Source organism: Streptomyces sp. CB02056 (assembly GCF_001905545.1).
In the GTDB taxonomy this organism is placed as follows: Bacteria; Actinomycetota; Actinomycetes; order Streptomycetales; family Streptomycetaceae; genus Kitasatospora.
The window spans coordinates 193,447-218,498 of the sequence record NZ_LIPD01000008.1 but is presented as its reverse complement, the minus strand read 5'-3'; the positions used below and the strand labels follow the sequence as shown (position 1 = coordinate 218,498).

General features: G+C 73.0%; 27 protein-coding genes. 20 read left to right on the top strand and 7 right to left on the bottom strand.

Translation table 11 applies throughout. The features are described 5' to 3' along the window. Nucleotides 1-115: 115 nt before the first annotated feature. The 7 genes from AMK13_RS23220 (at nt 116) to glmM (ending at nt 7,227) form a co-directional block, all read left to right on the top strand. Nucleotides 116-1,138, top strand: a complete 1,023-nt coding sequence (locus AMK13_RS23220) for a DNA-directed RNA polymerase subunit alpha (protein WP_049649049.1) — start codon at nt 116-118, stop codon at nt 1,136-1,138. Nucleotides 1,139-1,264: 126 nt separating this feature from the next. After that, entirely contained in the window at nt 1,265-1,738 is a 474-nt protein-coding gene (rplQ, locus tag AMK13_RS23215) for a 50S ribosomal protein L17 (protein ID WP_049649050.1), read from the top strand. Between the two features lie 89 nt (nt 1,739-1,827). After that, complete coding sequence (truA, locus tag AMK13_RS23210; RefSeq protein ID WP_074003957.1) at nt 1,828-2,739, top strand: tRNA pseudouridine(38-40) synthase TruA; 912 nt, start codon at nt 1,828-1,830, stop codon at nt 2,737-2,739. 41 nt (nt 2,740-2,780) lie between these two features. Continuing rightward, nucleotides 2,781-4,439 (top strand): ABC-F family ATP-binding cassette domain-containing protein, encoded by a 1,659-nt coding sequence (locus AMK13_RS23205; protein ID WP_074003956.1) that lies wholly within the window; start codon nt 2,781-2,783, stop codon nt 4,437-4,439. Nucleotides 4,440-4,694: 255 nt separating this feature from the next. Then, on the top strand, nt 4,695-5,138 hold the full coding sequence (rplM, locus tag AMK13_RS23200) for a 50S ribosomal protein L13 (protein ID WP_030055846.1): 444 nt from the start codon (nt 4,695-4,697) through the stop codon (nt 5,136-5,138). A gap of 45 nt (nt 5,139-5,183) precedes the next feature. Beyond that, nucleotides 5,184-5,693, top strand: coding sequence for a 30S ribosomal protein S9 (gene rpsI, locus AMK13_RS23195; RefSeq protein WP_049649053.1), 510 nt, complete (start codon nt 5,184-5,186; stop codon nt 5,691-5,693). Between the two features lie 169 nt (nt 5,694-5,862). Then, nucleotides 5,863-7,227 (top strand): phosphoglucosamine mutase, encoded by a 1,365-nt coding sequence (gene glmM, locus AMK13_RS23190; RefSeq protein WP_049649054.1) that lies wholly within the window; start codon nt 5,863-5,865, stop codon nt 7,225-7,227. A gap of 114 nt (nt 7,228-7,341) precedes the next feature. Here glmM and coaA read toward each other — a convergent pair whose 3' ends face one another. Beyond that, the gene (coaA, locus tag AMK13_RS23185) at nt 7,342-8,337 is read right to left on the bottom strand and encodes a type I pantothenate kinase (RefSeq protein ID WP_049649055.1); all 996 of its coding nucleotides are present in this window, start codon (nt 8,335-8,337) and stop codon (nt 7,342-7,344) included. 99 nt (nt 8,338-8,436) lie between these two features. Here coaA and glmS point away from each other — a divergent pair, with 99 nt between their 5' ends. Continuing rightward, nucleotides 8,437-10,293 carry a glutamine--fructose-6-phosphate transaminase (isomerizing) gene (gene glmS, locus AMK13_RS23180; RefSeq protein ID WP_074003955.1) on the top strand — a complete coding sequence of 619 codons (1,857 nt, stop codon included), beginning with the start codon at nt 8,437-8,439 and terminating at the stop codon, nt 10,291-10,293. Between the two features lie 37 nt (nt 10,294-10,330). Here the strand turns inward: glmS and AMK13_RS23175 are convergent, their stop codons facing one another. Further along, nucleotides 10,331-10,879, bottom strand: coding sequence for a Uma2 family endonuclease (locus AMK13_RS23175; RefSeq protein WP_074004045.1), 549 nt, complete (start codon nt 10,877-10,879; stop codon nt 10,331-10,333). Nucleotides 10,880-11,059: 180 nt separating this feature from the next. On the opposite strand from AMK13_RS23175, the gene AMK13_RS23170 reads away from it, so the two are divergent. The 5 genes from AMK13_RS23170 (at nt 11,060) to AMK13_RS23150 (ending at nt 16,125) form a co-directional block, all read left to right on the top strand. Then, nucleotides 11,060-12,535, top strand: a complete 1,476-nt coding sequence (locus AMK13_RS23170) for a bifunctional ADP-dependent NAD(P)H-hydrate dehydratase/NAD(P)H-hydrate epimerase (RefSeq protein ID WP_074003954.1) — start codon at nt 11,060-11,062, stop codon at nt 12,533-12,535. Nucleotides 12,536-12,721: 186 nt separating this feature from the next. Next, the gene (gene alr, locus AMK13_RS23165; RefSeq protein WP_049655958.1) at nt 12,722-13,921 is read left to right on the top strand and encodes an alanine racemase; all 1,200 of its coding nucleotides are present in this window, start codon (nt 12,722-12,724) and stop codon (nt 13,919-13,921) included. Then, nucleotides 13,918-15,150, top strand: coding sequence for an alpha/beta fold hydrolase (locus AMK13_RS23160; protein WP_074003953.1), 1,233 nt, complete (start codon nt 13,918-13,920; stop codon nt 15,148-15,150). The genes alr and AMK13_RS23160 overlap by 4 nt, the downstream gene beginning before the upstream one ends. A gap of 116 nt (nt 15,151-15,266) precedes the next feature. Then, the gene (gene tsaE, locus AMK13_RS23155) at nt 15,267-15,764 is read left to right on the top strand and encodes a tRNA (adenosine(37)-N6)-threonylcarbamoyltransferase complex ATPase subunit type 1 TsaE (protein WP_049655956.1); all 498 of its coding nucleotides are present in this window, start codon (nt 15,267-15,269) and stop codon (nt 15,762-15,764) included. Between the two features lie 145 nt (nt 15,765-15,909). Next, entirely contained in the window at nt 15,910-16,125 is a 216-nt protein-coding gene (locus AMK13_RS23150; RefSeq protein ID WP_074003952.1) for a hypothetical protein, read from the top strand. Nucleotides 16,126-16,185: 60 nt separating this feature from the next. Here AMK13_RS23150 and AMK13_RS23145 read toward each other — a convergent pair whose 3' ends face one another. Further along, entirely contained in the window at nt 16,186-16,752 is a 567-nt protein-coding gene (locus tag AMK13_RS23145) for a hypothetical protein (protein ID WP_049655963.1), read from the bottom strand. A 154-nt stretch (nt 16,753-16,906) separates the two neighbouring features. Between AMK13_RS23145 and tsaB the strand changes: the two genes are divergently transcribed. From tsaB to AMK13_RS23120, 5 genes are all read left to right on the top strand, one after another. Then, nucleotides 16,907-17,563 (top strand): tRNA (adenosine(37)-N6)-threonylcarbamoyltransferase complex dimerization subunit type 1 TsaB, encoded by a 657-nt coding sequence (gene tsaB, locus AMK13_RS23140; protein ID WP_074003951.1) that lies wholly within the window; start codon nt 16,907-16,909, stop codon nt 17,561-17,563. Nucleotides 17,564-17,586: 23 nt separating this feature from the next. Next, a complete protein-coding gene (gene rimI / locus AMK13_RS23135) occupies nt 17,587-18,075 on the top strand; it encodes a ribosomal protein S18-alanine N-acetyltransferase (RefSeq protein ID WP_049655961.1) in 489 nt (162 codons plus the stop codon). Continuing rightward, on the top strand, nt 18,068-19,159 hold the full coding sequence (tsaD, locus tag AMK13_RS23130; RefSeq protein WP_049655951.1) for a tRNA (adenosine(37)-N6)-threonylcarbamoyltransferase complex transferase subunit TsaD: 1,092 nt from the start codon (nt 18,068-18,070) through the stop codon (nt 19,157-19,159). Before rimI ends, tsaD begins: the two co-directional genes overlap by 8 nt. Continuing rightward, nucleotides 19,156-19,416, top strand: a complete 261-nt coding sequence (locus AMK13_RS23125; protein WP_074003950.1) for a hypothetical protein — start codon at nt 19,156-19,158, stop codon at nt 19,414-19,416. Before tsaD ends, AMK13_RS23125 begins: the two co-directional genes overlap by 4 nt. 80 nt (nt 19,417-19,496) lie before the next feature. After that, nucleotides 19,497-20,399: a polysaccharide deacetylase family protein gene (locus AMK13_RS23120; RefSeq protein WP_107418825.1), complete on the top strand. Its 903-nt coding sequence runs from the start codon at nt 19,497-19,499 to the stop codon at nt 20,397-20,399. A 45-nt stretch (nt 20,400-20,444) separates the two neighbouring features. Here the strand turns inward: AMK13_RS23120 and AMK13_RS23115 are convergent, their stop codons facing one another. Genes AMK13_RS23115 through AMK13_RS23100 form a run of 4 tightly spaced genes read right to left on the bottom strand, consistent with a single transcriptional unit; the run spans nt 20,445 to nt 22,647 of the window. After that, nucleotides 20,445-21,611, bottom strand: coding sequence for a class I SAM-dependent methyltransferase (locus AMK13_RS23115; protein WP_074003949.1), 1,167 nt, complete (start codon nt 21,609-21,611; stop codon nt 20,445-20,447). Between the two features lie 57 nt (nt 21,612-21,668). After that, nucleotides 21,669-21,998, bottom strand: a complete 330-nt coding sequence (locus AMK13_RS23110) for a hypothetical protein (RefSeq protein ID WP_074003948.1) — start codon at nt 21,996-21,998, stop codon at nt 21,669-21,671. Then, nucleotides 21,995-22,321: a hypothetical protein gene (locus AMK13_RS23105; protein ID WP_074003947.1), complete on the bottom strand. Its 327-nt coding sequence runs from the start codon at nt 22,319-22,321 to the stop codon at nt 21,995-21,997. The genes AMK13_RS23110 and AMK13_RS23105 overlap by 4 nt, the downstream gene beginning before the upstream one ends. Then, on the bottom strand, nt 22,312-22,647 hold the full coding sequence (locus AMK13_RS23100; protein ID WP_143204610.1) for a hypothetical protein: 336 nt from the start codon (nt 22,645-22,647) through the stop codon (nt 22,312-22,314). Before AMK13_RS23100 ends, AMK13_RS23105 begins: the two co-directional genes overlap by 10 nt. Before the next feature lie 250 nt (nt 22,648-22,897). On the opposite strand from AMK13_RS23100, the gene groES reads away from it, so the two are divergent. Both groES and groL read left to right on the top strand, forming a co-directional pair. Then, the gene (gene groES / locus AMK13_RS23095) at nt 22,898-23,203 is read left to right on the top strand and encodes a co-chaperone GroES (protein WP_049654366.1); all 306 of its coding nucleotides are present in this window, start codon (nt 22,898-22,900) and stop codon (nt 23,201-23,203) included. Between the two features lie 115 nt (nt 23,204-23,318). Further along, entirely contained in the window at nt 23,319-24,944 is a 1,626-nt protein-coding gene (groL, locus tag AMK13_RS23090; protein WP_049654364.1) for a chaperonin GroEL, read from the top strand. Nucleotides 24,945-25,052: the final 108 nt, after the last annotated feature.

Below are 25,052 nucleotides of genomic sequence, written 5' to 3'. Positions count from 1 at the left end.
GCACGCGGGTGATGTTTTAAACCTCGTACGGGCTCCCGTTTTCCACGGGAGCCCGTACGCTTGGTCCTGTCGGCATCAAATAGTGGGTGCCGAAGACAACTGGAGGATTCCCCCCATGCTTATCGCTCAGCGCCCCTCGCTGACCGAAGAGGTCGTCGACGAGTTCCGCTCGCGGTTCGTGATCGAGCCGCTGGAGCCGGGCTTCGGCTACACCCTCGGCAACTCCCTGCGCCGCACGCTCCTGTCGTCGATCCCGGGTGCCGCTGTCACCAGCATCCGCATCGACGGCGTCCTGCACGAGTTCACCACCGTGCCGGGCGTCAAGGAGGACGTGACCGACCTCATCCTCAACATCAAGCAGCTGGTCGTCTCCTCGGAGCACGACGAGCCGGTCGTGATGTACCTGCGCAAGCAGGGCCCGGGTGTCGTCACCGCCGCCGACATCGCCCCGCCGGCGGGTGTCGAGGTGCACAACCCGGAGCTGGTCCTCGCCACGCTGAACGGCAAGGGCAAGCTGGAGATGGAGCTGACCGTCGAGCGCGGTCGCGGCTACGTCTCCGCCGTCCAGAACAAGGCCTCCGGCCAGGAGATCGGCCGCATCCCGGTCGACTCGATCTACAGCCCCGTGCTGAAGGTCACCTACAAGGTCGAGGCCACCCGTGTCGAGCAGCGGACCGACTTCGACAAGCTGATCGTCGACGTCGAGACCAAGCCCGCCATGCGTCCGCGCGACGCCATGGCCTCGGCCGGCAAGACCCTGGTGGAGCTGTTCGGCCTCGCCCGCGAGCTGAACATCGACGCCGAGGGCATCGACATGGGCCCGTCCCCGACGGACGCCGCCCTGGCCGCCGACCTGGCGCTGCCGATCGAGGAGCTGGAGCTCACGGTCCGCTCCTACAACTGCCTCAAGCGCGAGGGCATCCACACCGTGGGTGAGCTCGTCGCCCGCTCCGAGGCCGACCTGCTCGACATCCGCAACTTTGGTGCGAAGTCGATCGACGAGGTCAAGGCGAAGCTGGCCGGCATGGGCCTGGCCCTCAAGGACAGCCCGCCCGGGTTCGACCCGACCGCTGCCGCCGACGCCTTCGGCGCCGACGACCTCGACGACTCGCACTTCGCCGAGACCGAGCAGTACTGAGAGAATTGGCCGCGGGGGCGGTTCCACGAACCGCCCCCGTCGTCGTGAAAGTCGTACGGGCAACAGTGCCCGTACGCCCGCTGCGGTACCTGATACGGCCGTAGTCGGAGATCCAAGGAGTAATCCATGCCGCGTCCCACCAAGGGTGCCCGCCTCGGCGGCGGCCCGCACCACGAGCCGCTGCTGCTCGCCGGTCTGTGCCGGGAGCTGTTCCAGTACGGCCGCATCACCACGACCGAGGCCAAGGCCCGTCGGATGCGCCCGCTGGCGGAGAAGCTGATCACCAAGGCGAAGAAGGGCGACATCCACAACCGTCGCCTGGTGCGCAAGACCATCACCGACGTGTCGGTGCTGCACACCCTCTTCACCGAGATCGCGCCGCGCTACGAGAACCGCCCGGGTGGTTACACCCGTATCACCAAGATCGGTCCCCGTCGTGGCGACAACGCCCCGATGGCCGTGATCGAGCTGGTCGAGGCGCTGACCGTCGCGCAGACCGCCGTCGGCGAGGCCGAGGCCGCCACCAAGCGTGCCGTCAAGGAGGCCGACGCCAAGGTCGAGGAGACCAAGGCCGACGCCGCCGAGGCCGAGCAGGCCTGACACCTCTGGGTGTGTTGCGGGCCCGCTTCCCCAGTGATGGGGGAGCGGGCCCGTTCCTTGTTCTTCGAGGTCCCGGGAGAAGAGAAGCAGTGGTCAACGAGTGCGTCGAGCAGCCGCCGGTGAAGGACGGCCCGGCCGACGGGTACGTCCGGGTCCGGCTCGACCTCGCCTACCAGGGTGCCGAGTTCTCCGGCTGGGCCCGCCAGAAGGGCGGCCGCCGGACGGTCCAGGAGGAGATCGAGAGCGCGCTGCAGGTCGTCACCCGCAGCCCGGAGCTGTTCCCGCTGACCGTGGCCGGCCGCACCGACGCCGGGGTGCACGCCCGAGGCCAGGTCGCCCACGTCGACCTGCCGGCCGAGCTGTGGGCGGAGCACCGGGAGAAGCTGCTGCGCCGGCTGGCGGGCCGGCTGCCCGGGGACGTCCGGATCTACCGGGTCGGCGAGGCGCCGGCCGGGTTCGACGCCCGCTTCTCGGCCGTCTGGCGCCGGTACGCGTACCGGGTCTCCGACCACCCCGGCGGGGTGGACCCGCTGCTGCGCGGCCACGTGCTCTGGCACGACCGGCCGCTGGACGTGGAGAAGATGAACGCCGCCGCGAAGCTGCTGCTCGGCGAGCACGACTTCGCCGCGTACTGCAAGAAGCGCGAGGGCGCCACCACCATCCGCACCCTGCTGGAGCTGCACTGGGACCGCGTCCCGGTGGACCCGTACGCCGCCCAGGAGGGCTCGCTCGCGGTCGCCACCGTGCGGGCCGACGCCTTCTGCCACAACATGGTCCGGGCGCTGGTCGGCGCGATGCTGCTGGTCGGCGACGGGCACCGGCCGGTGGAGTTCCCCGGCGAGGTGCTGGCCGGCGGGGTACGCAACTCCGCCGTCAACGTGATCCGGCCGTACGGGCTCACGCTGGAGGAGGTCGGCTACCCGCCGGACGACCAGCTGGCCGAGCGCAACCGGGCGGCCCGGCGGATGCGGACCCTGCCCGGCCAGCCGGCCATCGGTTAATCCGTTTTGGCCCGGCGCGTCCGCTTGGGAGAATCGTTCCCATGGGACACGTCGAGATTTCGCACCTGGAGTACTACCTGCCGGACGGGCGCGTGTTGTTCGACGACGCGTCCTTCCGGGTCGGAGAGGGCGCCGCGGTCGCCCTGGTCGGTGCCAACGGCGCCGGCAAGACCACCCTGCTCCGGATGATCGCGGGGGACATCCAGCCGCACGGCGGCACGGTGACGATCAGCGGCGGGCTCGGCGTGATGCGCCAGTTCGTCGGCACCACCGGCCGCGAGGACCAGCAGTCCACCCCGGGCGCGCTGCCGGCCGACGCCTCGGTGCGCGACCTGCTGGTCTCCGTCGCCCCCGAGCGGATCGCCAAGGCCGCCCGCGCGGTGGACGCCGCCGAGCTGGCGATGATCGCCCAGGACGACGAGAAGACGCAGATGGCCTACGCCCAGGCGCTCTCCGACTGGGCCGACGTCGGCGGCTACGACTACGAGACCGACTGGGACGTCTGCACCATGGCGGCCCTCGGGGTGTCCTTCGACAAGGCCCAGTGGCGCGGCCTGAACACCCTCTCCGGCGGCGAGCAGAAGCGGCTGGTGCTGGAGGCGCTGCTGCGCGGCCCCGAAGAGGTGCTGCTGCTCGACGAGCCCGACAACTACCTGGACGTCCCGGCCAAGCGCTGGCTGGAGGAGGCCCTCAAGGCCACCTCGAAGACCGTCCTGTTCATCTCGCACGACCGCGAGCTGCTCTCCAAGACCGCCGACAAGATCATCTCCGTGGAGTCCGGCGCGGCGGGCAGCAGCGTCTGGGTGCACGGCGGCGGCTTCGACTCCTTCCACGAGGCCCGCAAGGACCGCTTCGCGCGGTTCGAGGAGCTCGGCCGGCGCTGGGACGAGGAGCACGCCAAGCTCAAGAAGCTGGTCGTCACCCTGCGCCAGGCCGCCGCCGTCAGCCACGCCCTGGCCACCCGCTACGCCGCCGCCCAGACCCGGCTGAAGAAGTTCGAGGAGGCCGGGCGGCCGGAGGAGCCCCCGCGCGAGCAGAGCATCACCATGCGGCTCAAGGGCGGGCGCACCGGTGTGCGCTCCTTCACCCTGGAGCAGCTGGAGCTCACCGGCCTGATGCGGCCCTTCGACCTGGAGGTCTTCTACGGCGAGCGGGTCGCGGTGCTGGGCGCCAACGGCGCCGGCAAGTCGCACCTGCTGCGGCTGCTCGCGGGGGACGAGACCGTCGAGCACACCGGCGCCTGGAAGCTCGGCGCCCGGGTCGTGCCCGGCCACTTCCGGCAGACCCACGCCCACCCGGAGCTGTTCGGCCGCACCGTGCGGTCGATCGTCGAGGAGGAGCACGCGCTCAGCCGCGGCGCCGCGATGGGGGCGCTGCGCCGGTACGAGCTGGACCGCCAGGAGGAGCAGAAGTTCGAGTCGCTGTCCGGCGGGCAGCAGGCCCGGCTGATGATCCTCAAGCTCGAACTCTCCGGTGTCACGGCCCTGTTGCTGGACGAGCCGACCGACAACCTGGACCTGGAGAGCGCCGAGGCGCTGCAGGCCGGTCTGGAGGCCTTCGAGGGCACCGTGCTGTGCGTCACCCACGACCGCTGGTTCGCCAAGACCTTCGACCGTTTCCTGGTGTTCGGCGCGGACGGCCGGGTGTTCGAGTCGCCGGAACCGGTCTGGGACGTGACCCGCGTGGAGCGCGAACGCTGAGTGACGGCCGGGCCGCGGGCCGGGCCTCCGGCCGGAAGGAGCCGACCCATTTTTGACCCCTTCGGATCCGGCCGGTAACCTGGACGCTTGATGTGCGTATTGGCTCGCTCTATCTCACGTGAGAGGTCGGTACGCCGGAGACATCAGGTCGTCGACCAGCGGTCACCCTTGAATTGCGTCCAAGGTTGGCCAGGCTGCTCTGCCGTCCGGGTGCTCCTGTCAGGACTCACTCACTGAAAAGCGAAGGCTACGACCGTGCGTACGTACAGCCCCAAGCCCGGCGACGTCCAGCGTCAGTGGCACGTCATCGACGCGACCGACGTCGTGCTCGGCCGCCTGGCCTCCCAGGCCGCCAACCTCCTCCGGGGCAAGCACAAGGCGATCTACGCGCCGCACGTTGACACTGGTGACTTCGTCATCATCATCAACGCCGACAAGGTGCACCTGTCCGGTAACAAGAAGACCCAGAAGCTGGCCTACCGCCACTCGGGCTTCCCGGGCGGTCTGCGCTCGGTGCGCTACGACGACCTGCTGGCGAACAACCCGGAGAAGGCCGTCGAGAAGGCCATCAAGGGCATGATCCCCAAGAACAGCCTGGGCCGCCAGATGCTCTCGAAGCTGAAGGTCTACTCGGGCGACCAGCACCCCCACGCTGCCCAGCAGCCGGTGCCGTTCGAGATCACCCAGGTCGCGCAGTAATTCGGCCACCAAGCCCCCCAACACTGAAAAGAGCTGAGGAACACCGTGGCCGAGACCACTGAAACCCTTGAGGTCGACTTCGACGAGGCCGTTGAGGCCGTCGAGGGCGAGTACACCTCCGAGGAGAGCTACACCTCCGAGTCGCTGGCCGGCCGCTTCGGCGAGGCCGTCCCCGGCGCCGGCCTGGGCCGTCGCAAGGAGGCGATCGCCCGCGTGCGCATCGTCCCCGGCACCGGCCAGTGGAAGATCAACGGTCGCACCCTCGAGGGTTACTTCCCCAACAAGGTGCACCAGCAGACCGTGAACGAGCCCTTCAAGCTCCTCGAGCTGGACGGCCGTTACGACGTCGTCGCCCGCATCAGCGGTGGCGGCGTCTCCGGCCAGGCCTACGCGCTGCGCCTCGGCGTCGCCCGTGCCCTGAACGAGGCCGACGTGGACAACAACCGCGGCGCGCTGAAGAAGGCCGGCTTCCTGACCCGTGACGCCCGCGCCGTCGAGCGCAAGAAGGCCGGTCTGAAGAAGGCCCGCAAGGCGCCGCAGTACAGCAAGCGCTAATCGCCTCCCCCGGGGGTGCGGTCCGCCCTGGCGGCGCACCCCCTGGTTGCGCGAAAAACCGTCGCCCCGGAGTACCTCGCGTACTCCGGGGCGACGTGTTCCCCGGCTACTGCGCGGCGGCCGGGATCATCGGTTTGGGTTCCGAGCAGTGGTGATGGAGGACGGGACAGTGGGACGACTCTTCGGTACGGACGGCGTGCGCGGGGTGGCCAACGAGGGCCTGACGGCGGAGCTGGCGCTCGGCCTGTCGGTCGCCGCGGCCCATGTGCTCGGCGAGGCCGGCGCCTTCGACGGCCACCGGCCGGTCGCGGTGGTCGGCCGTGACCCGCGCGCCTCGGGCGAGTTCCTGGAGGCCGCCGTCATCGCCGGTCTGGCGAGCGCCGGCGTCGACGTCCTGCGGGTCGGCGTCCTGCCCACCCCGGCCGTGGCGTACCTCACCGGCGCGCTCGGCGCCGACTTCGGCGTGATGCTGTCCGCCAGCCACAACGCCATGCCGGACAACGGCATCAAGTTCCTCGCCCGCGGCGGCCACAAGCTGGACGACCGCATCGAGGACGCGATCGAGACCCACTACCGCAAGCACACCCTCGGCGACGAGGACTGGAACCGTCCGACCGGCGCGGCCGTCGGCCGGGTGCGCGAGTACACCGAGGGCTTCGACAAGTACGTCGCCCACCTGATCGGCGTGCTGCCCAACCGCCTGGACGGCATCAAGGTCGTCATCGACGGCGCCCACGGCGCGGCCGCCTACGTCGCCCCCGAGGCCTTCGCCCGGGCCGGCGCCGAGGTGGTCCACACCCTGGGGGCCGAGCCCACCGGCCTCAACATCAACGACGGCGTCGGCTCCACCCACCTGGACCGGCTGCGCGTCGCCATGAAGGAGCACCGGGCCGACCTCGGCATCGCCTTGGACGGGGACGCCGACCGCTGCCTGGCCGCCGACGCCGAGGGCAACGAGGTGGACGGCGACCAGATCATCGCCATCCTCGCGATCGCCATGAAGGAGGCCGGCACCCTGCGCGGCAACACCGCCGTGGCCACCGTGATGTCCAACCTCGGCTTCAAGCTGGCGATGGAGCGCGAGGGCGTCGAGCTGGTGGAGACCGCCGTCGGCGACCGCTACGTGCTGGAGGCGATGAAGGAGCACGGCTTCGCGCTGGGCGGCGAGCAGTCCGGCCACGTGATCCTGCTGGACCACGCCACCACCGGTGACGGCACCCTGACCGGCCTGATGCTGGGCGCCCGGCTGGCCGCCACCAAGCAGCCGCTGGCCGACCTGGCCGCCGTGATGACCCGGCTGCCGCAGGTGCTGATCAACGTCAAGGGCGTCGACAAGTCCCGGGTGAGGACCAGCACCGAGCTGGCCGCCGCGGTCGCCGAGGCCGAGGCCGAGCTGGGCTCCACCGGCCGGGTGCTGCTGCGCCCGTCGGGCACCGAGCCGCTGGTCCGGGTGATGGTCGAGGCCGCCGACCCGGCGCAGGCCGAGACGGTCGGGCAGCGCCTGGCCGAGGCCGTGCGCACCCACCTGGGCTGAGCCCCGGAGACACGGTGAAGGGCCCCCGCGCGCCGCGGGGGCCCTTCGTGTCGTGCGCTCCTCCGGAGGTGCCTCCCCGGGCGCGCCCCTCGGGGCGCGCTCGTCGGGGTGGGCTCAGAGCTTGCGCAGCAGGGCCCGGCGGACCTTGTGGTCCTGGCCCTTCTGGAGGATCAGGGTGGCCCGGCCGCGGGTCGGCAGCACGTTCTCCAGCAGGTTGGGCTTGTTGATGGTGCGCCAGACCTGCCGGCCGTACTCCATCGCCTCCTCCTCCGGCACCTCGGTGAAGCGGCGGAAGTAGGAGTTCGGGTCCTGGAAGGCGGTCTGCCGCAGCTTGCGGAAGCGGTCCAGGTACCAGTGCTCGATGTCGTCGGTCCGGGCGTCGACGTAGATCGAGAAGTCGAAGTAGTCGGCCACCGCGAGGCGGGTGCGGCCGTCGCTGCCGGGCAGGGCCGGCTGGAGCACGTTCAGGCCCTCGACGATCAGGATGTCCGGGCGCTCCACGGTCAGCCGCTCGCCCTGCACGATGTCGTACACCAGGTGCGAGTAGACCGGCGCGCTGACCCGCTCCTTGCCCGCCTTCACGTCCGCGACGAAGCGCATCAGCGCCCGGCGGTCGTACGACTCCGGGAAGCCCTTGCGGGCCATCAGGCCGCGGCGGCGCAGCTCGGCGTTGGGGAGCAGGAAGCCGTCGGTGGTGACCAGTTCGACCCGGGGGTGCTCGGGCCAGCGGGCCAGCAGCGCCTGCAGCAGACGGGCGGTGGTGGACTTGCCGACCGCGACGGAGCCGGCCACGCCGATGATGAACGGGGTGCGGGTGCGCTCGGTGTCCGGGGTGTCCAGGAACGTGCCCAGCGTCCCGCGCAGCTCGTGCGTGGCGTGGATGTACAGGTTCAGCAGGCGCGACAGCGGCAGGTAGACGTCGCGGACCTCGTCCAGGTCGAGGGCGGTCCCGAGGCCGCGCAGCCGTTCCACCTCCTCGGCGGTCAGCGGCAGCGGCGTACGCTCGCGCAGCGCGCTCCACTCGGCCCGGCTGAGGTCCACGTAGGGGGACGGGGACGGGCCGGGCGTGGCGGCGCCCGGCGTACAGAGTTCGGTCAGCACATGCTCCATTGTGAGCCGTCGCGGCGTTCACGGTGGCTGTGGTGTCGGTCACGCAGTGTTCCCGCGCGGCGGGAAAACGGCCACAGAACCGCCCTTATGCTGGCACGCATGTGCGGAATTGTTGGATACGTGGGCGCTCAGACCGCCCTCGACGTAGTAATCGCAGGCTTGCAGCGACTGGAGTACCGGGGCTACGACTCGGCCGGTGTCGCGGTGCAGGTCCAGGACTCCGAAGGGCAGTGGAGCCTGGCCACCGACAAGCGGGCGGGCAAGCTCGCCAACCTGGAGAAGTCGCTCGCCGAGACCCCTCTGCCCGGCGGCACCACCGGCATCGGCCACACCCGCTGGGCCACCCACGGCGGCCCGACGGACGCCAACGCCCACCCCCACCTGGACGACCGCGAGCGGGTCGCGGTGGTGCACAACGGCATCATCGAGAACTTCGCCCAGCTGCGCGCCGAGATCGCCGAGCGCGGCCACACCCTCCGGTCCGAGACCGACACCGAGGTCGTCGCCCACCTGCTGGGCGAGGCCTACACGGGCGACCTCGCCGAGGCCATGCGGGCGGTCTGCCGTCAGCTGGAGGGCGCCTTCACCCTGGTCGCCGTGCACGCGGACGCGCCGGACGTGGTCGTCGGTGCCCGCCGCAACTCGCCGCTGGTGGTCGGCCGCGGCGAGGGCGAGAACTTCCTCGCCTCGGACGTCGCCGCCTTCATCGCCCACACCCGTGAGGCGATCGAGCTGGGCCAGGACCAGGTGGTCGAGCTGCGCCGGGAGGGCGTGACCGTCACCAACTTCGACGGCACCCCGGCCGACGTGCGCGAGTACCACGTCGACTGGGACGCCTCCGCCGCCGAGAAGGGCGGCTACGACTACTTCATGCTCAAGGAGATCGCCGAGCAGCCGAAGGCGGTCGCCGACACCCTGCTCGGCCGGATCGGCACCGACGGCCGGCTGACCCTCGACGAGCTGCGGATCTCCGACGCCGACCTGCGCTCGGTCGACAAGGTCGTCATCGTGGCCTGCGGCACGGCCTTCCACGCCGGCATGATCGCCAAGTACGCGATCGAGCACTGGACCCGCATCCCCTGCGAGGTCGAGGTCGCCTCCGAGTTCCGCTACCGCGACCCGATCATGGGCCCGGGCACGCTGGTCATCGCCATCTCGCAGTCCGGCGAGACCATGGACACCCTGATGGCCCTGCGGCACGCCCGCGAGCAGGGCGCCAAGGTGCTGGCGATCTGCAACACCAACGGCTCCACCATCCCGCGCGAGTCGGACGCGGTGCTGTACACCCACGCCGGTCCGGAGGTCGCGGTCGCCTCCACCAAGGCGTTCCTGACCCAGCTGGTCGCCTGCTACCTGGTCGCCCTGTACCTGGGCCAGGTGCGCGGCACCAAGTGGGGCGACGAGATCTTCGCCGTCATCAAGGAGCTCGGCGACGCGCCGAAGCAGGTCGAGCAGGTCCTGGAGACCATGGAGCCGGTGCGCGAGCTGGCCCGCTCGCTGGCCGACGCCCGCTCGGTGCTGTTCCTCGGCCGCCACGTCGGCTTCCCGGTGGCCCTGGAGGGCGCGCTCAAGCTCAAGGAGCTGGCGTACATGCACGCCGAGGGCTTCGCGGCGGGCGAGCTCAAGCACGGCCCGATCGCGCTGATCGAGGAGGGGCTGCCGGTCGTGGTGGTCGTGCCCTCGCCGCGCGGGCGGTCGATCCTGCACGACAAGATCGTCTCCAACATCCAGGAGATCCGGGCCCGCGGCGCCCGCACGATCGTGATCGCCGAGGAGGGCGACGAGGCCGTCGTCCCGTACGCGGACCACCTGATCCGCATCCCGGCCACCCCGACCCTGCTCCAGCCGCTGGTCTCCACCGTCCCGCTGCAGGTCTTCGCCTGCGAGCTGGCCACGGCCAAGGGCCACGAGGTCGACCAGCCGCGCAACCTGGCGAAGTCGGTCACCGTCGAGTAGCCGCTCGGCCGTACGGCGCCCCTGCGGTGGCTGCGTCCTACCGCAGGGGCGCCGTGTCGAGTGCGAACGAGAAGGGGGCGGGCAGGTCGATCGCCTTGCCGAACTCGACCTTGGTCTGGGTGATGTAGTCCTCGCCGTCGGGTTCAGTGAACAGGGTGATCATGCCTTCGCCGCGGTCGATCAGCAGGTAGCAGGGGATCCCCGCAGCGGCGTAGCCCCTGCGCTTGGGCTCGCGGTCCTTGTGCGGGTTGATCGACGTGATCTCGAAGACCAGCAAGACCCCTTCCGCAGAAGCCCACGAGTCGGCGTGCTCGAAATGGCCGACCGGGCTCAGAGTGCCGTCGGGGATGAACCGTCCTTTGGGCGTGATCAGTCCCTTGTTCCCGGACAGATCGAACTCGGCCTCGGCCTTGCGCATGAACTGCCTGTTCAGCAGGGAGAACGCGGTCTCGTGTTCGCCGTCCGGCGGTGGTGTCACGACGATCTCCCCTTCGATGAACTCGGCCTTGCTTCCCAGCGGGGTGTCCAGCCCCAGAAACGCCTGGAGGAGGCTCTCCTCGCTCAGCGGGTGCTCGACTGCCGGCATGGCGACCATGGCCCTTCTCCCTCCTGCTGGTCTGTACCGAGCGACAAAGTAGGCGTACGGACCGGAGCCGGTGGGGGATCGAAGTGGGTGTCACTCGAAAGTGTGCCGCAGGCCCGGCTCCCGTGGGGCGGTGACGCGGGCTAGCGTCGGCGGTAGCCGACCGCTGAAGGAGTTCTCCCCATGCGTCATGCACACCCTGTGGAAACCGTCCGGGCCGCCGAGGCCGAGCTGATGGCGCGGCTGCCGGAGGGCACGCTGATGCAGCGGGCGGCGGCGGGGCTGGCCGCGACCTGTGCGCGGCTGCTGACCGGGCGTCGGGGGCGGGTGTACGGCAGTCGGGTGACGGTGCTCGCGGGCAGCGGGGACAACGGGGGTGACGCCCTGTACGCGGGGGCCGCGCTGGCCCGGCGCGGGGCGCGGGTGACGGCGGTGCTGCTGGTGCCGGAGAAGGCGCACCCGGACGGGCTGGCCGCGCTGCGGGCCGCCCGTGGGCGGGTGACGGTGGAGCAGGAAGTCGGCCTGGCCGACTTCTCGCGCGCGGACCTGGTGCTGGACGGCATCGTCGGCATCGGCGGCCGGGGCGGGCTGCGCCCCGCGGCGGAGCCGTACGCGCGGGCGGCGCGGCGCGGGGTGGTGGTCGCGGTGGACCTGCCGAGCGGGGTGGACGCCGACACCGGCGAGGTGCCGGGCGTGGCGCTGCGCGCGGACGTCACGGTCTGCTTCGGCACGTACAAGCCCGGTCTGCTGATCGACCCGGGGGCCTCGTACGCGGGCGCCGTGCAGCTGGTCGGCATCGGGCTGGAGCCGCTCGCCGCGGAGGTGACGGCGCTCCAGCACGCGGACGTGGCGGCGCTGCTGCCGGTGCCGGGCGCGGAGAGCGACAAGTACCGGCGCGGCGTGGTCGGGGTGGCGGCCGGCTCGGCGACCTACCCGGGGGCGGCGCTGCTCGCGGTGGCCGGGGCGCTGCACGGGGGCGCGGGCGCCGTCCGGTACGTCGGCACGGCGGCCGAAGAGGTGGTGCGGCGCTTCCCGGAGGTGCTGGTCACCGAGGGCGGGCCGGCCGGGGCCGGACGGGTGCAGGCCTGGGTGGTCGGGCCGGGCGGCGGCGAGGGGGCGCGGCAGGCGCTGGCCGAGGCGCTGGCGAGCGACGTCCCGGTGCTGGTGGACGCGGACGGGCTGACCGAGCTGGGTCGGCTCGGCCCGGACGCGCTGGCTGGCCGCACCGCGCCCACCCTGCTCACCCCGCACACCGGCGAGGCCGCCCGGCTGCTCGCGGGTGCCGGGGGCGGCACGCCGCCGGCCGCCGACGACCTGGCCGCGGCCCGGCTGGCCACCGCCCGCCGGCTGGCGGCCGCCTACCGCGCGACGGTGCTGCTGAAGGGCTCCACCACGGTGGTCGCCGACCCGGGCGGGGCCGTCCGGGTGAACCCGACCGGCACCTCCTGGCTGGCCACGGCCGGCAGCGGCGACGTGCTGGCCGGGCTGGCCGGCTCCCTGCTGGCGGCCGGCCTCGCGCCGCTGGACGCCGCGTCGGCGGCCGCCTACCTGCACGGCCTGGCCGGCCGCGAGGCGGCGGGCGAGCCGGGCGCCCCGACGACGGCGCTCGCGGTGGCCGGCGCGCTGCCGGCGGTGTGGCGGGCGGTCCGGACGCCCTGACCGGGAAGGCCGGGAAGGCGCCCGGAGGGCCGGCAACCGGAACCGGACGGTCCGTCGAACGCGTCCGTGCAAGGGACGGACGAGCGGTTCGCCGCAGGTCGGCGCGGTGCGCGCGGCCCGGTCGTCGGCCGCCGCGCCGACGGGCCGTTCGGCGAGGACTCCGGGACGTCTGGGAGACTGACCCTGATGACAACTGCGAACACGATCGGCACAGCCACCCTCACCGACGGCGTACGGGCCGAGGCGACCATCGATCTCGCCGCCCTGCGCGGCAACCTCGCCGCGTTGCGCGAACGCGTCGGCAGCACGGCGGTGATGCTCGCGGTCAAGGCGAACGCCTACGGCCACGGCGCGGTCGAGTGCGCCCGGGAGGCGGTCGCGAACGGGGTCGGCTGGCTCGGCTGCGCGACGCCGGACGAGGCGCTGGCCCTGCGGGCCGCGGGCATCCGCCCCGAGCAGGCCCGCATCCTGTGCTGGCTGTGGACGCCGGGCGGGCCGTGGCGAGAGGCGCTGCGCGCGGGCCTGGACATCTCGGTCAGCGGCCAGTGGGCGCTGGACGAGCTGCTGCCCGCCGTGCGCGAGACCGGTATCCCGGCCCGGGTGCACCTGAAGGCCGACACCGGCCTCGGCCGCAACGGCTGCCAGCCGCACGACTGGCCGCGGCTGGTGGCGGCCGCCCGCCGGGCCGAGGCGGAGGGGCTGCTGACGGTCGTCGGCGTCTGGTCGCACTTCGCCGCGGCGGACGAGCCCGGCCACCCGTCGATCCAGGCCCAGCTAGACTCCTACCGCGTCGCGCTGGCCACGGCCGAGGCCGCCGGGCTGCGCCCCGAGGTCCGGCACCTGGCGAACTCCCCGGCCACCCTGCTGCTGCCGGAGTCGCACTTCGACCTGGTCCGCACCGGCCTGGCCGCGTACGGGCTGTCGCCGGTGCCCGAGGTGGGCTCGCCGGCGGACTTCGGGCTGCGCCCGGTGATGGCGCTGACCGCGCGGCTGGCGCTGGTCAAGCACGTCCCCGGCGGGCACGGGGTCAGCTACGGCCACCACTACACGACGCCGGGCGAGACGACGCTGGGCCTGGTCCCGGTCGGCTACGGCGACGGCATCCCCCGGCACGCCAGCGGCACCGGCCCGGTGCAGATCGACGGCAAGTGGCGCACGGTGGCCGGCCGGGTCGCGATGGACCAGTTCGTGGTGGACCTCGGCGGCGACGCCCCGGCGATCGGCGACGAGGTGCTGCTGTTCGGCAACGGCGAGCGCGGCGAGCCCACCGCCGAGGACTGGGCCCGCGCCTGCGGCACCGTCTCGTACGAGATCATCACCCGGATCGGTGCCCGGGTGCCCCGCCGCTACCTGGGCGGCAGCCACGCCGAGGTCCGGTCGGCATGACCGGGGGGCCGGCCGAGGGCAGTCCGGTCGCGGCGGTCGCCAGGGCGGCCGGTGCCGCCTCCGGGGTGAGCCGGGCGGGTGTGATCGGGATCTCGGTCGGCGTGCTGGCGGCCGGGGCGGCCGCGGGCGTCGCGATCGAGCGGCTGACCGTCGGCCGGGCGATGCGCCGCCGGGCCCGGGCCGAGCTGGACGCGAACGCCCCGTACGGTTCGCTGCGCGGGCGCCCGAGGACGGTGGCCGCGCCGGACGGCACCGAGCTGTACGTCGAGCTGGACGGCACCGGCTGGAGCGGGCCGGACGGCGGGACCGGTGCCGAGCCGCTGACCGTGGTGTTCTGCCACGGCTACTGCCTCAACCAGGACAGCTGGCACTTCCAGCGGGCCGCGCTGCGCGAGGGCCTGCGGCTGGTCTTCTGGGACCAGCGCAGCCACGGCCGCTCCGAGCGCTCCCGCTCGTACCTGGCGGGCGAGCCGGCCGGCATCGACCAGCTGGGCGGCGACCTCAAGGCGGTGATCGACGCCGTCGCGCCGACCGGGCCGCTGGTGCTGGTGGGCCACTCGATGGGCGGCATGACGGTGATGGCGCTGGCCGACCAGCACCCGGAGCTGTTCCGCGAGCGCGTCGCCGGGGTGGCGCTGATCGGCACCCTCGCCGGGGACTGGAACGAGGTCAGCCTCGGCCTGCCGAAGGCCGGCGCGAAGCTGTTCAAGAAGGTCGCGCCCGGGGTGGTGAAGCTGCTGGGCCGCCAGGTCGACCTGGTCGAGGCGACCAGGCGGCTGGGCTCGGACGTGGCCGCCGTGTTCTACCGGAGGTTCTCCTTCGGCGGCCGGGACGTCGACCCCGGTGTGGTGCGCTTCGCCGAGCAGCTGCTGGACGCCACCCCGATCGACGTGGTCGCCGAGTTCTACCCGGTGTTCGGCGCGCACGAGAAGTACGGGGCGCTGGACGCCCTGCGCGGCCTGCCCGCGCTGGTGCTGGCCGGGACGAAGGACCTGCTGACGCCCTCGACGCACAGCGAGGCGATGGCCGAGCGGCTGCCCGGCGCGGAGCTGGTGCTGGCCGAGGGCGCCGGGCACCTGGTGATGCTGGAGTGCCCGGAGCTGGTCGACCACGAGCTGGCCCGGCTGCTGCGCCGGGCCGTCGGCTTCGCCGGGGCCGCGCCGCTGCCCGCGGCCGTCCTCGACCTGGCCGGGGAGCGGGCCGCGGAGACCGTCGTCGACCCCGCCTGAGGCCCGGGTGCCCGTCCGAAGGGCCCACCCGCCGCGCGGGTGCCCGCCGATGTGGCACGGTAGCGGTGGCGGCCGGTGGTCGGCGCGCCGTACGGACCGAAGGGCAAGACACGCGCATGGGCTCGCACGCCACTCTCACCGTCCCCACCCCGGAGCGGATGGGCCGGCTCGGCCGGGAGCTGGCCGCGCTGCTGCGGCCGGGTGACCTGGTGCTGCTCTCCGGCGAGCTGGGGGCGGGGAAGACCACGCTGACCCGGGGCCTGGGGGAGGGGCTGCAGGTCCGCGGGGCGGTGACCTCGCCGACCTTCGTGATCGCCCGGGTGCACCCCTCGCTGGTCGGCGGCCCGGCGCTGGTGCACGTGGACGCGTACCGGCTGGGCGGGGACCTGGACGAGATGGAGGACCTCGACCTGGACGTCTCGCTGCCCGAGTCGGTGGTCGTGGTCGAGTGGGGCGAGGGCAAGGTCGAGCGGCTGTCCGAGGACCGGCTGGAGGTCCGGATCGAGCGCGCCATCGGCGGCACCGAGGGCGGGGACGACCAGGACCCGCGCCGGGTGGTGCTGACCGGCATCGGCCCGCGCTGGGCGGACGCGGCGCTGGCGGAACTCGGATAGCCGGGAGGGCGCCGACGACCCGCCGACGGGGCTCCGACGACTCGCCGACATCTTGCCGACAGACTGTCGGCAAGATGTTGCGGCCGGGGTGCCGGGCGTGGTGGGATGGGTGCTGCGGTTAGGTCTGCCTAACTAGGGAGGCGCCATGTCGAGCACCACCCCCGCCCCGCAGCGCGCGGTCACCGCCGCCGGGGCCGGAGAGTCCGCCCGTCGCGTTCCGGGAGAGCCGATGCGGGCGCTGCTGGCCGCCTGCGCGGCCGCCGCGGCGGTGTCCACACCGCCCGGACCGCGCCCCCGGCAGGACGGACCGCGGCCCGGACACGACGAACGGCCCGAGGCGCGGACGCCCCGGGCCGCCTGAGGCCGCTCCTCCCGAACCCGGATTCGAACCCGAACCCGGGCCGCCCGGTCCCGTCCGGGCTCAGGCGATCACGACCACCTTGGTGTCCTTCGGCGCGAAGTCCCAGAGCAGCTGCCCCTCGGCGCGGCCGCTGCGGATGCCGCCGGTCTTCGCGCTCGGGTCGGTGGTCGGCGTCGCGCCGTCCACCGCCGCGCTGAAGCCGAACACCACGCCGTTCTGCTGCGCGAAGCGCACCACGTGCTCGATCTGCTTGCCGTCCGTCCCGGTGGTGGTCGGGGTGCGGCTGTACACCGCGTAGCTGCCCGGGGCGGGCTCGACCGAGCCCGGGGTGACCGGGAAGGCGGCCGCGACCTGCGGGCTCTTCTTCGGGTCGACCAGCCAGACGTAGTGGCTGCCGACCGAGTACACCACCCGGGTGCCGGTGCCCGAGGTGGCCGGCAGCGGGGGGACGGTCGGGGTGGCCGCGGCGGTGGGCGCCGCGGCGGTGGCCGTGCCGGTCGCCGTGGTGGTGGCGGTGGGCTTGGGGCCGCCGGCCCGGTCCTGGGCGCCGTTGGCCTGGAAGGCCAGCAGGCTCACCACCGCCAGGGCCCCCAGGGTCAACCCCGTGACCACCACTCCAGGACCCATCTTCGCCACGTTGCCGCTCCCGCCGCCGTCCCTTTACGTACGGCCCCATCGTGCCAGGTTCATCCGCGCGGGTCGCAGTGCCTCGGATCTGTGTTCCCGCCTGGTACACCCTGCCGATCGGCCGGTCGGCCCAACGTCGGTCTAACCTTGACCCGTGCTGCTGCTCGCGTTCGACACCGCTACCCCCGCCGTCACCGCCGCCGTCCACGACGGCACGGCCGTCCTCGCCGAGACCCACCAGGTCGACGCCAGGCGCCACGGTGAACTGCTGCTGCCCGCGATCGACCAGGTGCTGCGGGCCGCCGGGGTGGACAAGCACCGGCTGACCGGCATCGCGGTCGGCGTCGGCCCCGGCCCGTACACCGGCCTGCGGGTCGGCCTGGTGACCGCCGCCGCGCTCGGCCACGCCCTCGGGCTGCCGGTGCACGGCGTCTGCACGCTGGACGCGATCGCCTTCCAGGCCCGCGCCGAGGGCCTGGCCGGGCAGCCGTTCACGGCCGCCACCGACGCGCGCCGCAAGGAGGTCTACTGGGCCTCGTACGACGCCGAGGGCCGCCGCACCGAGGGCCCCGCCGTGGACCGCCCGGCCGAGCTGACCCCGCAGCCGCGCTCCGTCGGCGCCGGCGCGCTGCTCTACCCCGACGCCTTCCCGGGCGGGCACGGCCCCGAGCACGTCTCGGCCGGCGCCCTGGCCGGCTTCGCCGCCGCCGAGCTGGCCGCCGGGCGCGAGCTGCTGCCCAACCACCCGCTGTACCTGCGCCGCCCGGACGCCCAGGTCCCCGCGGGCTACAAGGCGGTGCTCCCGGCGTGAACCACGGCACCACCCTGCGCCCGATGCGCTGGTGGGACATCGCGCCGGTGCTGGAGCTGGAGCTGCGGCTCTTCCCCGAGGACGCCTGGTCCGCCGGGATGTTCTGGTCCGAACTGGCCGAGTCCCACCCCGGCGGCACCCGCCACTACACCGTCGCGGCCGCCCCGGACGGCAGGATCGTCGGCTACGCCGGACTGATGGCGATCGCCGGCGAGGGCGACGTCCAGACCATCGCCGTCGACGAGCGCCACCAGGGCGCCGGCCTCGGCACGGCGCTGCTCACCGACCTGATCCGGGAGGCCGCCCGGCGCGAGTGCGCCGAGCTGCTGCTGGAGGTGCGGGTGGACAACCCGCGCGCCCAGCGGCTGTACGAGCGCCACGGCTTCGAACCGGTGGGCATCCGGCGCGGCTACTACCAGCCCGCCAACGTCGACGCGCTGGTGATGCGCCTCGACCACCCGAGCACTGACAGCACTGACCCGAAGGACATTGAGGACACCCGCCATGGCTGACGAACCGCTCGTCCTCGGTATCGAGACCTCCTGCGACGAGACCGGCGTCGGCATCGTGCGCGGCACCACGCTGCTGGCCGACGCGGTCGCCTCCAGCGTCAACGACCACGCCCGCTTCGGCGGCGTCGTCCCGGAGATCGCCAGCCGCGCGCACCTGGAGGCGATGGTCCCGACCATCCAGCGCGCCCTGGACACCGCGGGGATCAAGGCCAGCGACCTGGACGGCATCGCCGTCACCGCAGGCCCCGGCCTGGCCGGCGCGCTGCTGGTCGGCGTCAGCGCCGCGAAGGCGTACGCCTGGGCGCTGGACAAGCCGCTGTACGGGGTCAACCACCTCGCCTCGCACATCTGCGTCGACCAGCTGGAGCACGGCCGGCTGCCCTCGCCGACGATGGCCCTGCTGGTCTCCGGCGGGCACTCCTCGCTGCTGCTCAGCGAGGACATCACCAGCGACGTCCGCCCGCTCGGCGCGACCATCGACGACGCGGCCGGCGAGGCCTTCGACAAGGTCGCCCGGGTGCTCGGCCTCGGCTTCCCCGGCGGCCCGATCGTCGACCGCACGGCCCGCGAGGGCGACCCGAAGGCGATCGCCTTCCCGCGCGGGCTGAGCGGCCGCAACGACCCGGCGTACGACTTCTCCTTCTCCGGCCTGAAGACCGCCGTCGCCCGCTGGGTGGAGGCCAAGCGCCGGGCCGGCGAGGAGGTGCCGGTCGCCGACGTGGCGGCGTCCTTCCAGGAGGCGGTCACCGACGTGCTCACCCGCAAGGCCGTCAAGGCGTGCAAGGACAACGGCGTCGACCACCTGATGATCGGCGGCGGCGTGGCGGCCAACTCGCGGCTGCGCGAGATGGCCCAGCAGCGCTGCGACCGGGCCGGCATCCGGCTGCGGGTGCCCCGGCCGGGCTTGTGCACCGACAACGGCGCGATGGTCGCGGCACTGGGCGCCGAGATGGTGTGGCGCGACCGCACGCCGTCCGCCCTCGACCTGTCGGCGGACTCCTCGCTGCCGGTGACCGAGACCCACGTGCCCCACACGGACTTCCACGGCCAGGCCTACGACGCCCTCGGCGGCGGCGCGGCATGACCGTCGCCGCGATGTGGGAGGCCCGGGCGGCGACCGGCCGGGGCGACGAACTCGCCGCCTGGGTACGGGAGTCGGTGCTGCCCGCGGTCCGCGGCTCGGCCGGGCTGGAGCGCCTCGAACTGCTCTCCGCCCCGGGCGAGCGGGTGCTGCTGATCACCTGGTGGAACGGCGAGCCGGTGCCCGTCGCCGACCCGCCGGCCGGGCTGCTCGGCCGTCCGGTGCACCGCTGGTCCTTCACCAGCGAGCACGTCGAGTAGCCCCTGGCCGGGAACCGCCGCGGCGGTCGGTACCGTGCATAGCTGAGAGAAGGCTGGACGGGAACCGGGAGCGCGCAGCGGTGATCAGGCGGAGCAGGACCAGGACGTACGGGGTGGGGGCGCTGGCCCTGCTGGCCTTCGCCACCGCGTGCGGGGACAACGGGGGCGGTGGCGGTGCCGCCCCCGCCGCCACGACGGCGGCGGCCACGCCCCGGCCCACCGGCGCGGCGCCGACCAGCGCCTCCGCGCCCCCTTCGGCGGGCGCCCCGGCGGGCGCCGACGCGGCGGCCTGGGCCAAGTGGAACCTCACCCCGCTCGCCCCCGCCCCGGCGCCGCCCGCCGACAAGCCGATCAAGCTCGAACGGACCGGCCCCGTACCGGTGTTCAGCGATGTGAAGACCAGCGACAAGGTCGTCTTCATCACCATCGACGACGGCGCCGAGAAGGACCCGAAGTTCGTCGAGATGCTCACCGACCTCAAGGTGCCGATCTCGATGTTCCTGACGAAGGACATCGTCAAGAACGACTACGGCTACTTCAAGCCGCTCCAGGCCCTGGGCAACCACATCCAGAACCACACCGTGGACCACCCGGTGATGAGCAAGCTGTCGGCCGACAAGCAGAAGGCCGAGATCTGCGACGACCAGGCCGCGCTCACCCAGCAGTACGGCACCGCCCCGCTGCTGTTCCGCCCGCCGTTCGGCGACGGCGCCAACACCCCGATGCTCAACACCTCGGTGCAGCAGTGCGGCCCGCGCGCGATCGTGCTCTGGCGCGAGTCGATGCAGATCCACGACATGCAGTACCAGGCCGCAGACAAGAAGCTGAAGCCCGGCGACATCGTCCTGGCGCACTTCCGCGGCCCCAAGGAGCTCAAGGGCGCCACGATGACCCAGATGTTCGGCGACCTGCTGGCCCGGATCCAGGAGCAGGGCTTCTCGGTGGCCCGGCTGGAGGACTACATCCAGGCGCCCGCCTCGTAGCCCGGTCCCGGTCCCGGCGCCGTGGGCCGGGCCGCCGCGCCGGGGTCAGACCGGCTGTCCCAGCATCATCAGCGGCCCGTTGTCGGTGCGGCTGAGGATCACCGTGACGGTGTTCGGCCCGGAGGGCTTGAGCTGGCGGCGCAGCTCCTCCGGGGTGATCGCCATCCCGCGCTTCTTGATCACCACCGTGCCGACCGCCCGCTCGCGCAGCAGCGCCTTCAGCTTCTTGATGTTGAACGGCAGCACGTCGGTGAGCTCGAAGGCGTGCGCGTACGGCGTCGCGACCAGCTCGTCCGAGGTCAGGTAGGCGATCTTCGGGTCGATCAGCCGGCCGCCCACCTGCCCGGCCACCTCGGCCACCAGGTGGGCCCGGATCACCGCGCCGTCCGGCTCGTACAGGTAGCGCCCGACCGGGCCGGCCGGCGGGTCGGGCAGGTCGCCGCCGGTCAGGGTGGCGCCGTGCGGCAGCAGGGTGGCGCGGTGCGGGCCGGTGGCCCTGGTGCCGAACCAGAGCACCGCCTCCTTGACGTCGCCGTGGTCCGAGACCCACTCGGCCTCGGCGTCCTCCGGCACGGCCTCGTGCGGGATGCCCGGCGCGACCTTCAGCGCGCCGATTGGGGTCCGCCGGCCGGCCTCGATCGCCCAGGAGAGCGGCGGGGCGTACGCCTCCGGGTCGAACACCCGGCCGCGCGCGGTGCGCCGGGCCGGGTCGGTGAACACCGCGTCGTAGCCGGTGACGTCCACCTCGGCGACGTCCGCGCAGCGCACCTCGACCAGGTCGGCCAGGCCCAGCGCGGCCGCGTTGGCCGCGGTGGCGGCGCAGGCCGCCGGGTCCTTGTCGACGGCCAGCACCTCGATGCCGGCCCGGGCCAGCGCCAGCACGTCCCCGCCGATGCCGCAGCACAGGTCCGCCAGCCGCCGTACGCCCAGGTCGGCGAACCGCCGGGCCCGCCACTCGGCCACGCTGCGCCGGGTGGACTGCTCGACCCCGTTGGGCGTGAAGTACATCAGGTCGGCGTCCGCCCCGAACTTCGCCCGCGCCCGCTGCCGCAGCCGCGCCTGCCCGAACGCGGCCGACACCAGCTCCGCCGGGTGCTCCCGCCGCAGGCGGGTCGCCAGCGCGAGCTCCTCCTCGGGGGTGAACTCGCGCAGCTCGGCGAGCAGGGCCTGGCCCTCGGGGGTCAGCAGCGGCTGGAGGTTCTCGGTGTCCACGGGGCCATTCTCGCGGGTCGGCCGGGTGGCCGGTCGGCCGGAGCGGCCGCGCGGCGTTCACCGGCCGATGACGGGGACGTCGGAGGTCAGCCAGAACACCAGCGGCATCAGCGGCGCGGCCGCCAGCGCGGCGTACGGGGTGATCCGGTACCCGAGCCGCCGGGTGCCCCGGCCGGTCAGTGCCAGCAGGACGAGCATCACCACGACGCCGAAGACGTCCAGGGCCTCCACCCCGGGGCCGTACAGGACGAGCAGCTTCAGCCAGTTGAGCACGAACGACCCGGCGGACGCCGCCGCGACGGCCCCGGCGACCACCACCGCGGCGAGCACCAGGTCCGGCGCCCAGTGGACCGGCGGCCGCCCGGGCGCGCCGTGGGGCCGGCTCACCGGAGCCACCCCGCGCCGGCGAGGGCGGTCAGCAGGGCGGGGCTGACCGCGGCGGCGACCGGGGTGATCCGGTAGCCCCGCCGGTGGGTGTACCGGGCCACCGCCACGACCGGGACGAGCAGCAGCGCGGTCGCGGCGCCCCGGGCCGCCCAGCCGCCGATCGCGGGGTGGGCCTCCAGCGCGAGCGCGGCCAGGAAGGCCGCGATCCAGCCGAACCCCAGCAGCGAGGCGGCCCCCAGGACCGTCAGCAGCGCGAGCAGCAGGTCCGTCGGACGGCCGACCGGGCGCAGCGGGTCGGCGAGCGGCAGCCGGTTCACCGCCACAGCACGCCCGAGGAGAGGACCGCCGGCAGCGCGAACGGGGCGAGCCCGGCGGCGACCGGGAGGAGCCGGTAGCCGGACCGCCGGCTGCGGAAGGCCACCACGAGGCCCGCCGCCAGGGCGACCACCGGGGCGGCCAGCATCCCGATGCCCAGGAAGGCCCACCCGCGCCCGTCCCCGTCGTCCCCGTAGCCGGGGATGGTGCCGAGGCAGGCGACGAGGAGGAAGGCGACGAACGGCAGCACGCCCCCCAGCAGGGGCAGCGACAGCAGGGCGAGGGCGGCGTCCTTGGGCCGGGACGGGCCGATGCGCACCGGGATCGAGGTCATGGCAGGAGTCTGGCGGGGCCGGGCCCGGTCGTACATGAGTACGGCTACTCATTCGCGAACCGGGGACTTCCGGGACTCGCCGTTGGCACTCTGGTTGACTGAGTGCTAACACGGCCCTATGGTCATCCTTGGCACTCACCACTAGGGGAGTGCTAACGCGACGACGTGTGTCTGACCCCCGCGACGGCAGGCCCGCAGGATCGCCCCTACCCGTTAGAAAACCCCGTAATCTCCGAAGGGGAGCTCGGACGTGACCACCAGCAGCAAGGTTGCCATCAAGCCGCTCGAGGACCGCATCGTGGTCCAGCCGCTCGACGCCGAGACCACCACGGCCTCCGGCCTGGTTATCCCGGACACCGCCAAGGAGAAGCCCCAGGAGGGCGTCGTCCTGGCCGTCGGCCCGGGCCGCTTCGAGGACGGTCAGCGTCTGCCGCTCGACCTCGCCGTCGGCGACATCGTCCTGTACTCGAAGTACGGCGGCACCGAGGTGAAGTACAAGGGCGAGGAGTACCTCGTCCTCTCGGCCCGCGACGTTCTCGCGGTCATCGAGAAGTAAGACGTACCGACCCGCCCCGGATCCGTGTCCCAGTGACAGGGGCCCGGGGCGTGGTTGTTGGTTCACGTAGTTCGGCGGCCGGTGGGCCGGCCGCAGCCCCGAGGGAATAGGGAACATGGCGAAGATCCTGCAGTTCGACGAGGACGCCCGCCGCTCGCTGGAGCGCGGTGTCAACAAGCTGGCCGACACCGTCAAGGTGACCATCGGCCCCAAGGGCCGCAACGTCGTCATCGACAAGAAGTTCGGCGCCCCGACCATCACCAACGACGGTGTCACCATCGCCCGCGAGGTCGAGCTGGACGACCCGTACGAGAACCTTGGCGCGCAGCTCGTCAAGGAGGTCGCCACCAAGACCAACGACGTCGCGGGTGACGGCACCACGACCGCCACCGTGCTGGCCCAGGCCCTGGTCAACGAGGGTCTGCGCAACGTCGCCGCCGGTGCCGGCCCGGCCGCCCTGAAGAAGGGCATCGACAAGGCCGTCGCCGCGGTCTCCGAGCACCTGCTGTCCGTCGCCCGCGAGATCGAGGGCAAGGACGACGTCGCCGCCGTCGCCTCCCTCTCCGCGCAGGACACCCAGGTCGGCGAGCTGATCGCCGAGGCGATCGACAAGGTCGGCAAGGACGGTGTCATCACCGTCGAGGAGTCGAACACCTTCGGCGTGGAGCTGGACTTCACCGAGGGCATGCAGTTCGACAAGGGCTACCTGTCGCCGTACTTCGTCACCGACGCCGAGCGCCAGGAAGCGGTCCTCGAGGACCCGTACATCCTGATCAACCAGGGCAAGATCTCCTCCATTCAGGAGCTGCTGCCGCTGCTGGAGAAGATCCTCCAGGGCGGTGCCTCCAAGCCGCTGCTGATCATCGCCGAGGACGTCGACGGCGAGGCGCTGTCGACCCTGGTCGTGAACAAGATCCGTGGCACCTTCAACGCCGTCGCCGTCAAGGCCCCGGGCTTCGGCGACCGCCGCAAGGCGATCCTCGGCGACCTGGCCGTCCTGACCGGTGGCCAGGTCATCTCCGAGGAGGTCGGCCTCAAGCTCGACCAGGTCGGCCTGGACGTGCTGGGCACCGCCCGCCGCGTGACCATCACCAAGGACGAGACCACGGTCGTCGACGGTGCCGGTGACTCCGAGGCCGTCGCCGGCCGCGTCGCCCAGATCAAGGGCGAGATCGCCGCGACCGACTCCGACTGGGACCGCGAGAAGCTGCAGGAGCGCCTGGCCAAGCTGGCCGGCGGCGTCTGCGTCATCAAGGTCGGCGCCGCCACCGAGGTGGAGCTGAAGGAGCGCAAGCACCGCCTGGAGGACGCCATCTCGGCGACCCGCGCCGCGGTCGAGGAGGGCATCGTCGCCGGCGGTGGCGCCTCCCTGGTCCACGCCGCCAAGGTGCTGGACGAGGGCCTGGGCCTGTCGGGTGACGAGGCCACCGGTGTCGCCGTGGTCCGCAAGGCGCTGCACGAGCCGCTGCGCTGGATCGCCCAGAACGCCGGCCTGGAGGGCTACGTCATCACCTCCAAGGTCGCCGAGCTGGAGATCGGCCAGGGCTACAACGCCGCCACCGGCGAGTACGGCGACCTGGTGAAGGCCGGCGTCATCGACCCGGTCAAGGTCACCCGCTCCGCCCTGGAGAACGCCGCCTCGATCGCCTCCCTGCTTCTCACCACCGAGACCCTCGTGGTGGAGAAGAAGGAGGAGGAGGCCGACAACGGTCACGGCCACGGCCACGGCCACTCGCACTGAGGCTCCGACGCCTGACCGGAGGCCCGGTCCGCTCCCCCCGGGGGGCGGGCCGGGCCTCCGGCGTTCCGTCCGGGCCTCGCTTGAGGCTTCAACTATCAGCAGAATTTT

What these genes read in the sequence shown, in the direction of transcription:
- groL (WP_049654364.1), top strand. Translation starts at nt 23,319, where the DNA reads ATGGCGAAGATCCTGCAGTTCGACGAGGACGCCCGCCGCTCGCTGGAG.
- AMK13_RS23145 (WP_049655963.1), bottom strand. Translation starts at nt 16,752, where the DNA reads ATGGGTCCTGGAGTGGTGGTCACGGGGTTGACCCTGGGGGCCCTGGCG.
- tsaD (WP_049655951.1), top strand. Translation starts at nt 18,068, where the DNA reads ATGGCTGACGAACCGCTCGTCCTCGGTATCGAGACCTCCTGCGACGAG.
- AMK13_RS23175 (WP_074004045.1), bottom strand. Translation starts at nt 10,879, where the DNA reads ATGCCGGCAGTCGAGCACCCGCTGAGCGAGGAGAGCCTCCTCCAGGCG.
- AMK13_RS23205 (WP_074003956.1), top strand. Translation starts at nt 2,781, where the DNA reads ATGGGACACGTCGAGATTTCGCACCTGGAGTACTACCTGCCGGACGGG.
- rimI (WP_049655961.1), top strand. Translation starts at nt 17,587, where the DNA reads ATGCGCTGGTGGGACATCGCGCCGGTGCTGGAGCTGGAGCTGCGGCTC.
- AMK13_RS23125 (WP_074003950.1), top strand. Translation starts at nt 19,156, where the DNA reads ATGACCGTCGCCGCGATGTGGGAGGCCCGGGCGGCGACCGGCCGGGGC.
- coaA (WP_049649055.1), bottom strand. Translation starts at nt 8,337, where the DNA reads ATGGAGCATGTGCTGACCGAACTCTGTACGCCGGGCGCCGCCACGCCC.
- AMK13_RS23150 (WP_074003952.1), top strand. Translation starts at nt 15,910, where the DNA reads ATGTCGAGCACCACCCCCGCCCCGCAGCGCGCGGTCACCGCCGCCGGG.
- AMK13_RS23220 (WP_049649049.1), top strand. Translation starts at nt 116, where the DNA reads ATGCTTATCGCTCAGCGCCCCTCGCTGACCGAAGAGGTCGTCGACGAG.
- alr (WP_049655958.1), top strand. Translation starts at nt 12,722, where the DNA reads ATGACAACTGCGAACACGATCGGCACAGCCACCCTCACCGACGGCGTA.
- glmS (WP_074003955.1), top strand. Translation starts at nt 8,437, where the DNA reads ATGTGCGGAATTGTTGGATACGTGGGCGCTCAGACCGCCCTCGACGTA.
- tsaE (WP_049655956.1), top strand. Translation starts at nt 15,267, where the DNA reads ATGGGCTCGCACGCCACTCTCACCGTCCCCACCCCGGAGCGGATGGGC.
- AMK13_RS23170 (WP_074003954.1), top strand. Translation starts at nt 11,060, where the DNA reads ATGCGTCATGCACACCCTGTGGAAACCGTCCGGGCCGCCGAGGCCGAG.
- rplQ (WP_049649050.1), top strand. Translation starts at nt 1,265, where the DNA reads ATGCCGCGTCCCACCAAGGGTGCCCGCCTCGGCGGCGGCCCGCACCAC.
- AMK13_RS23160 (WP_074003953.1), top strand. Translation starts at nt 13,918, where the DNA reads ATGACCGGGGGGCCGGCCGAGGGCAGTCCGGTCGCGGCGGTCGCCAGG.
- AMK13_RS23100 (WP_143204610.1), bottom strand. Translation starts at nt 22,647, where the DNA reads ATGACCTCGATCCCGGTGCGCATCGGCCCGTCCCGGCCCAAGGACGCC.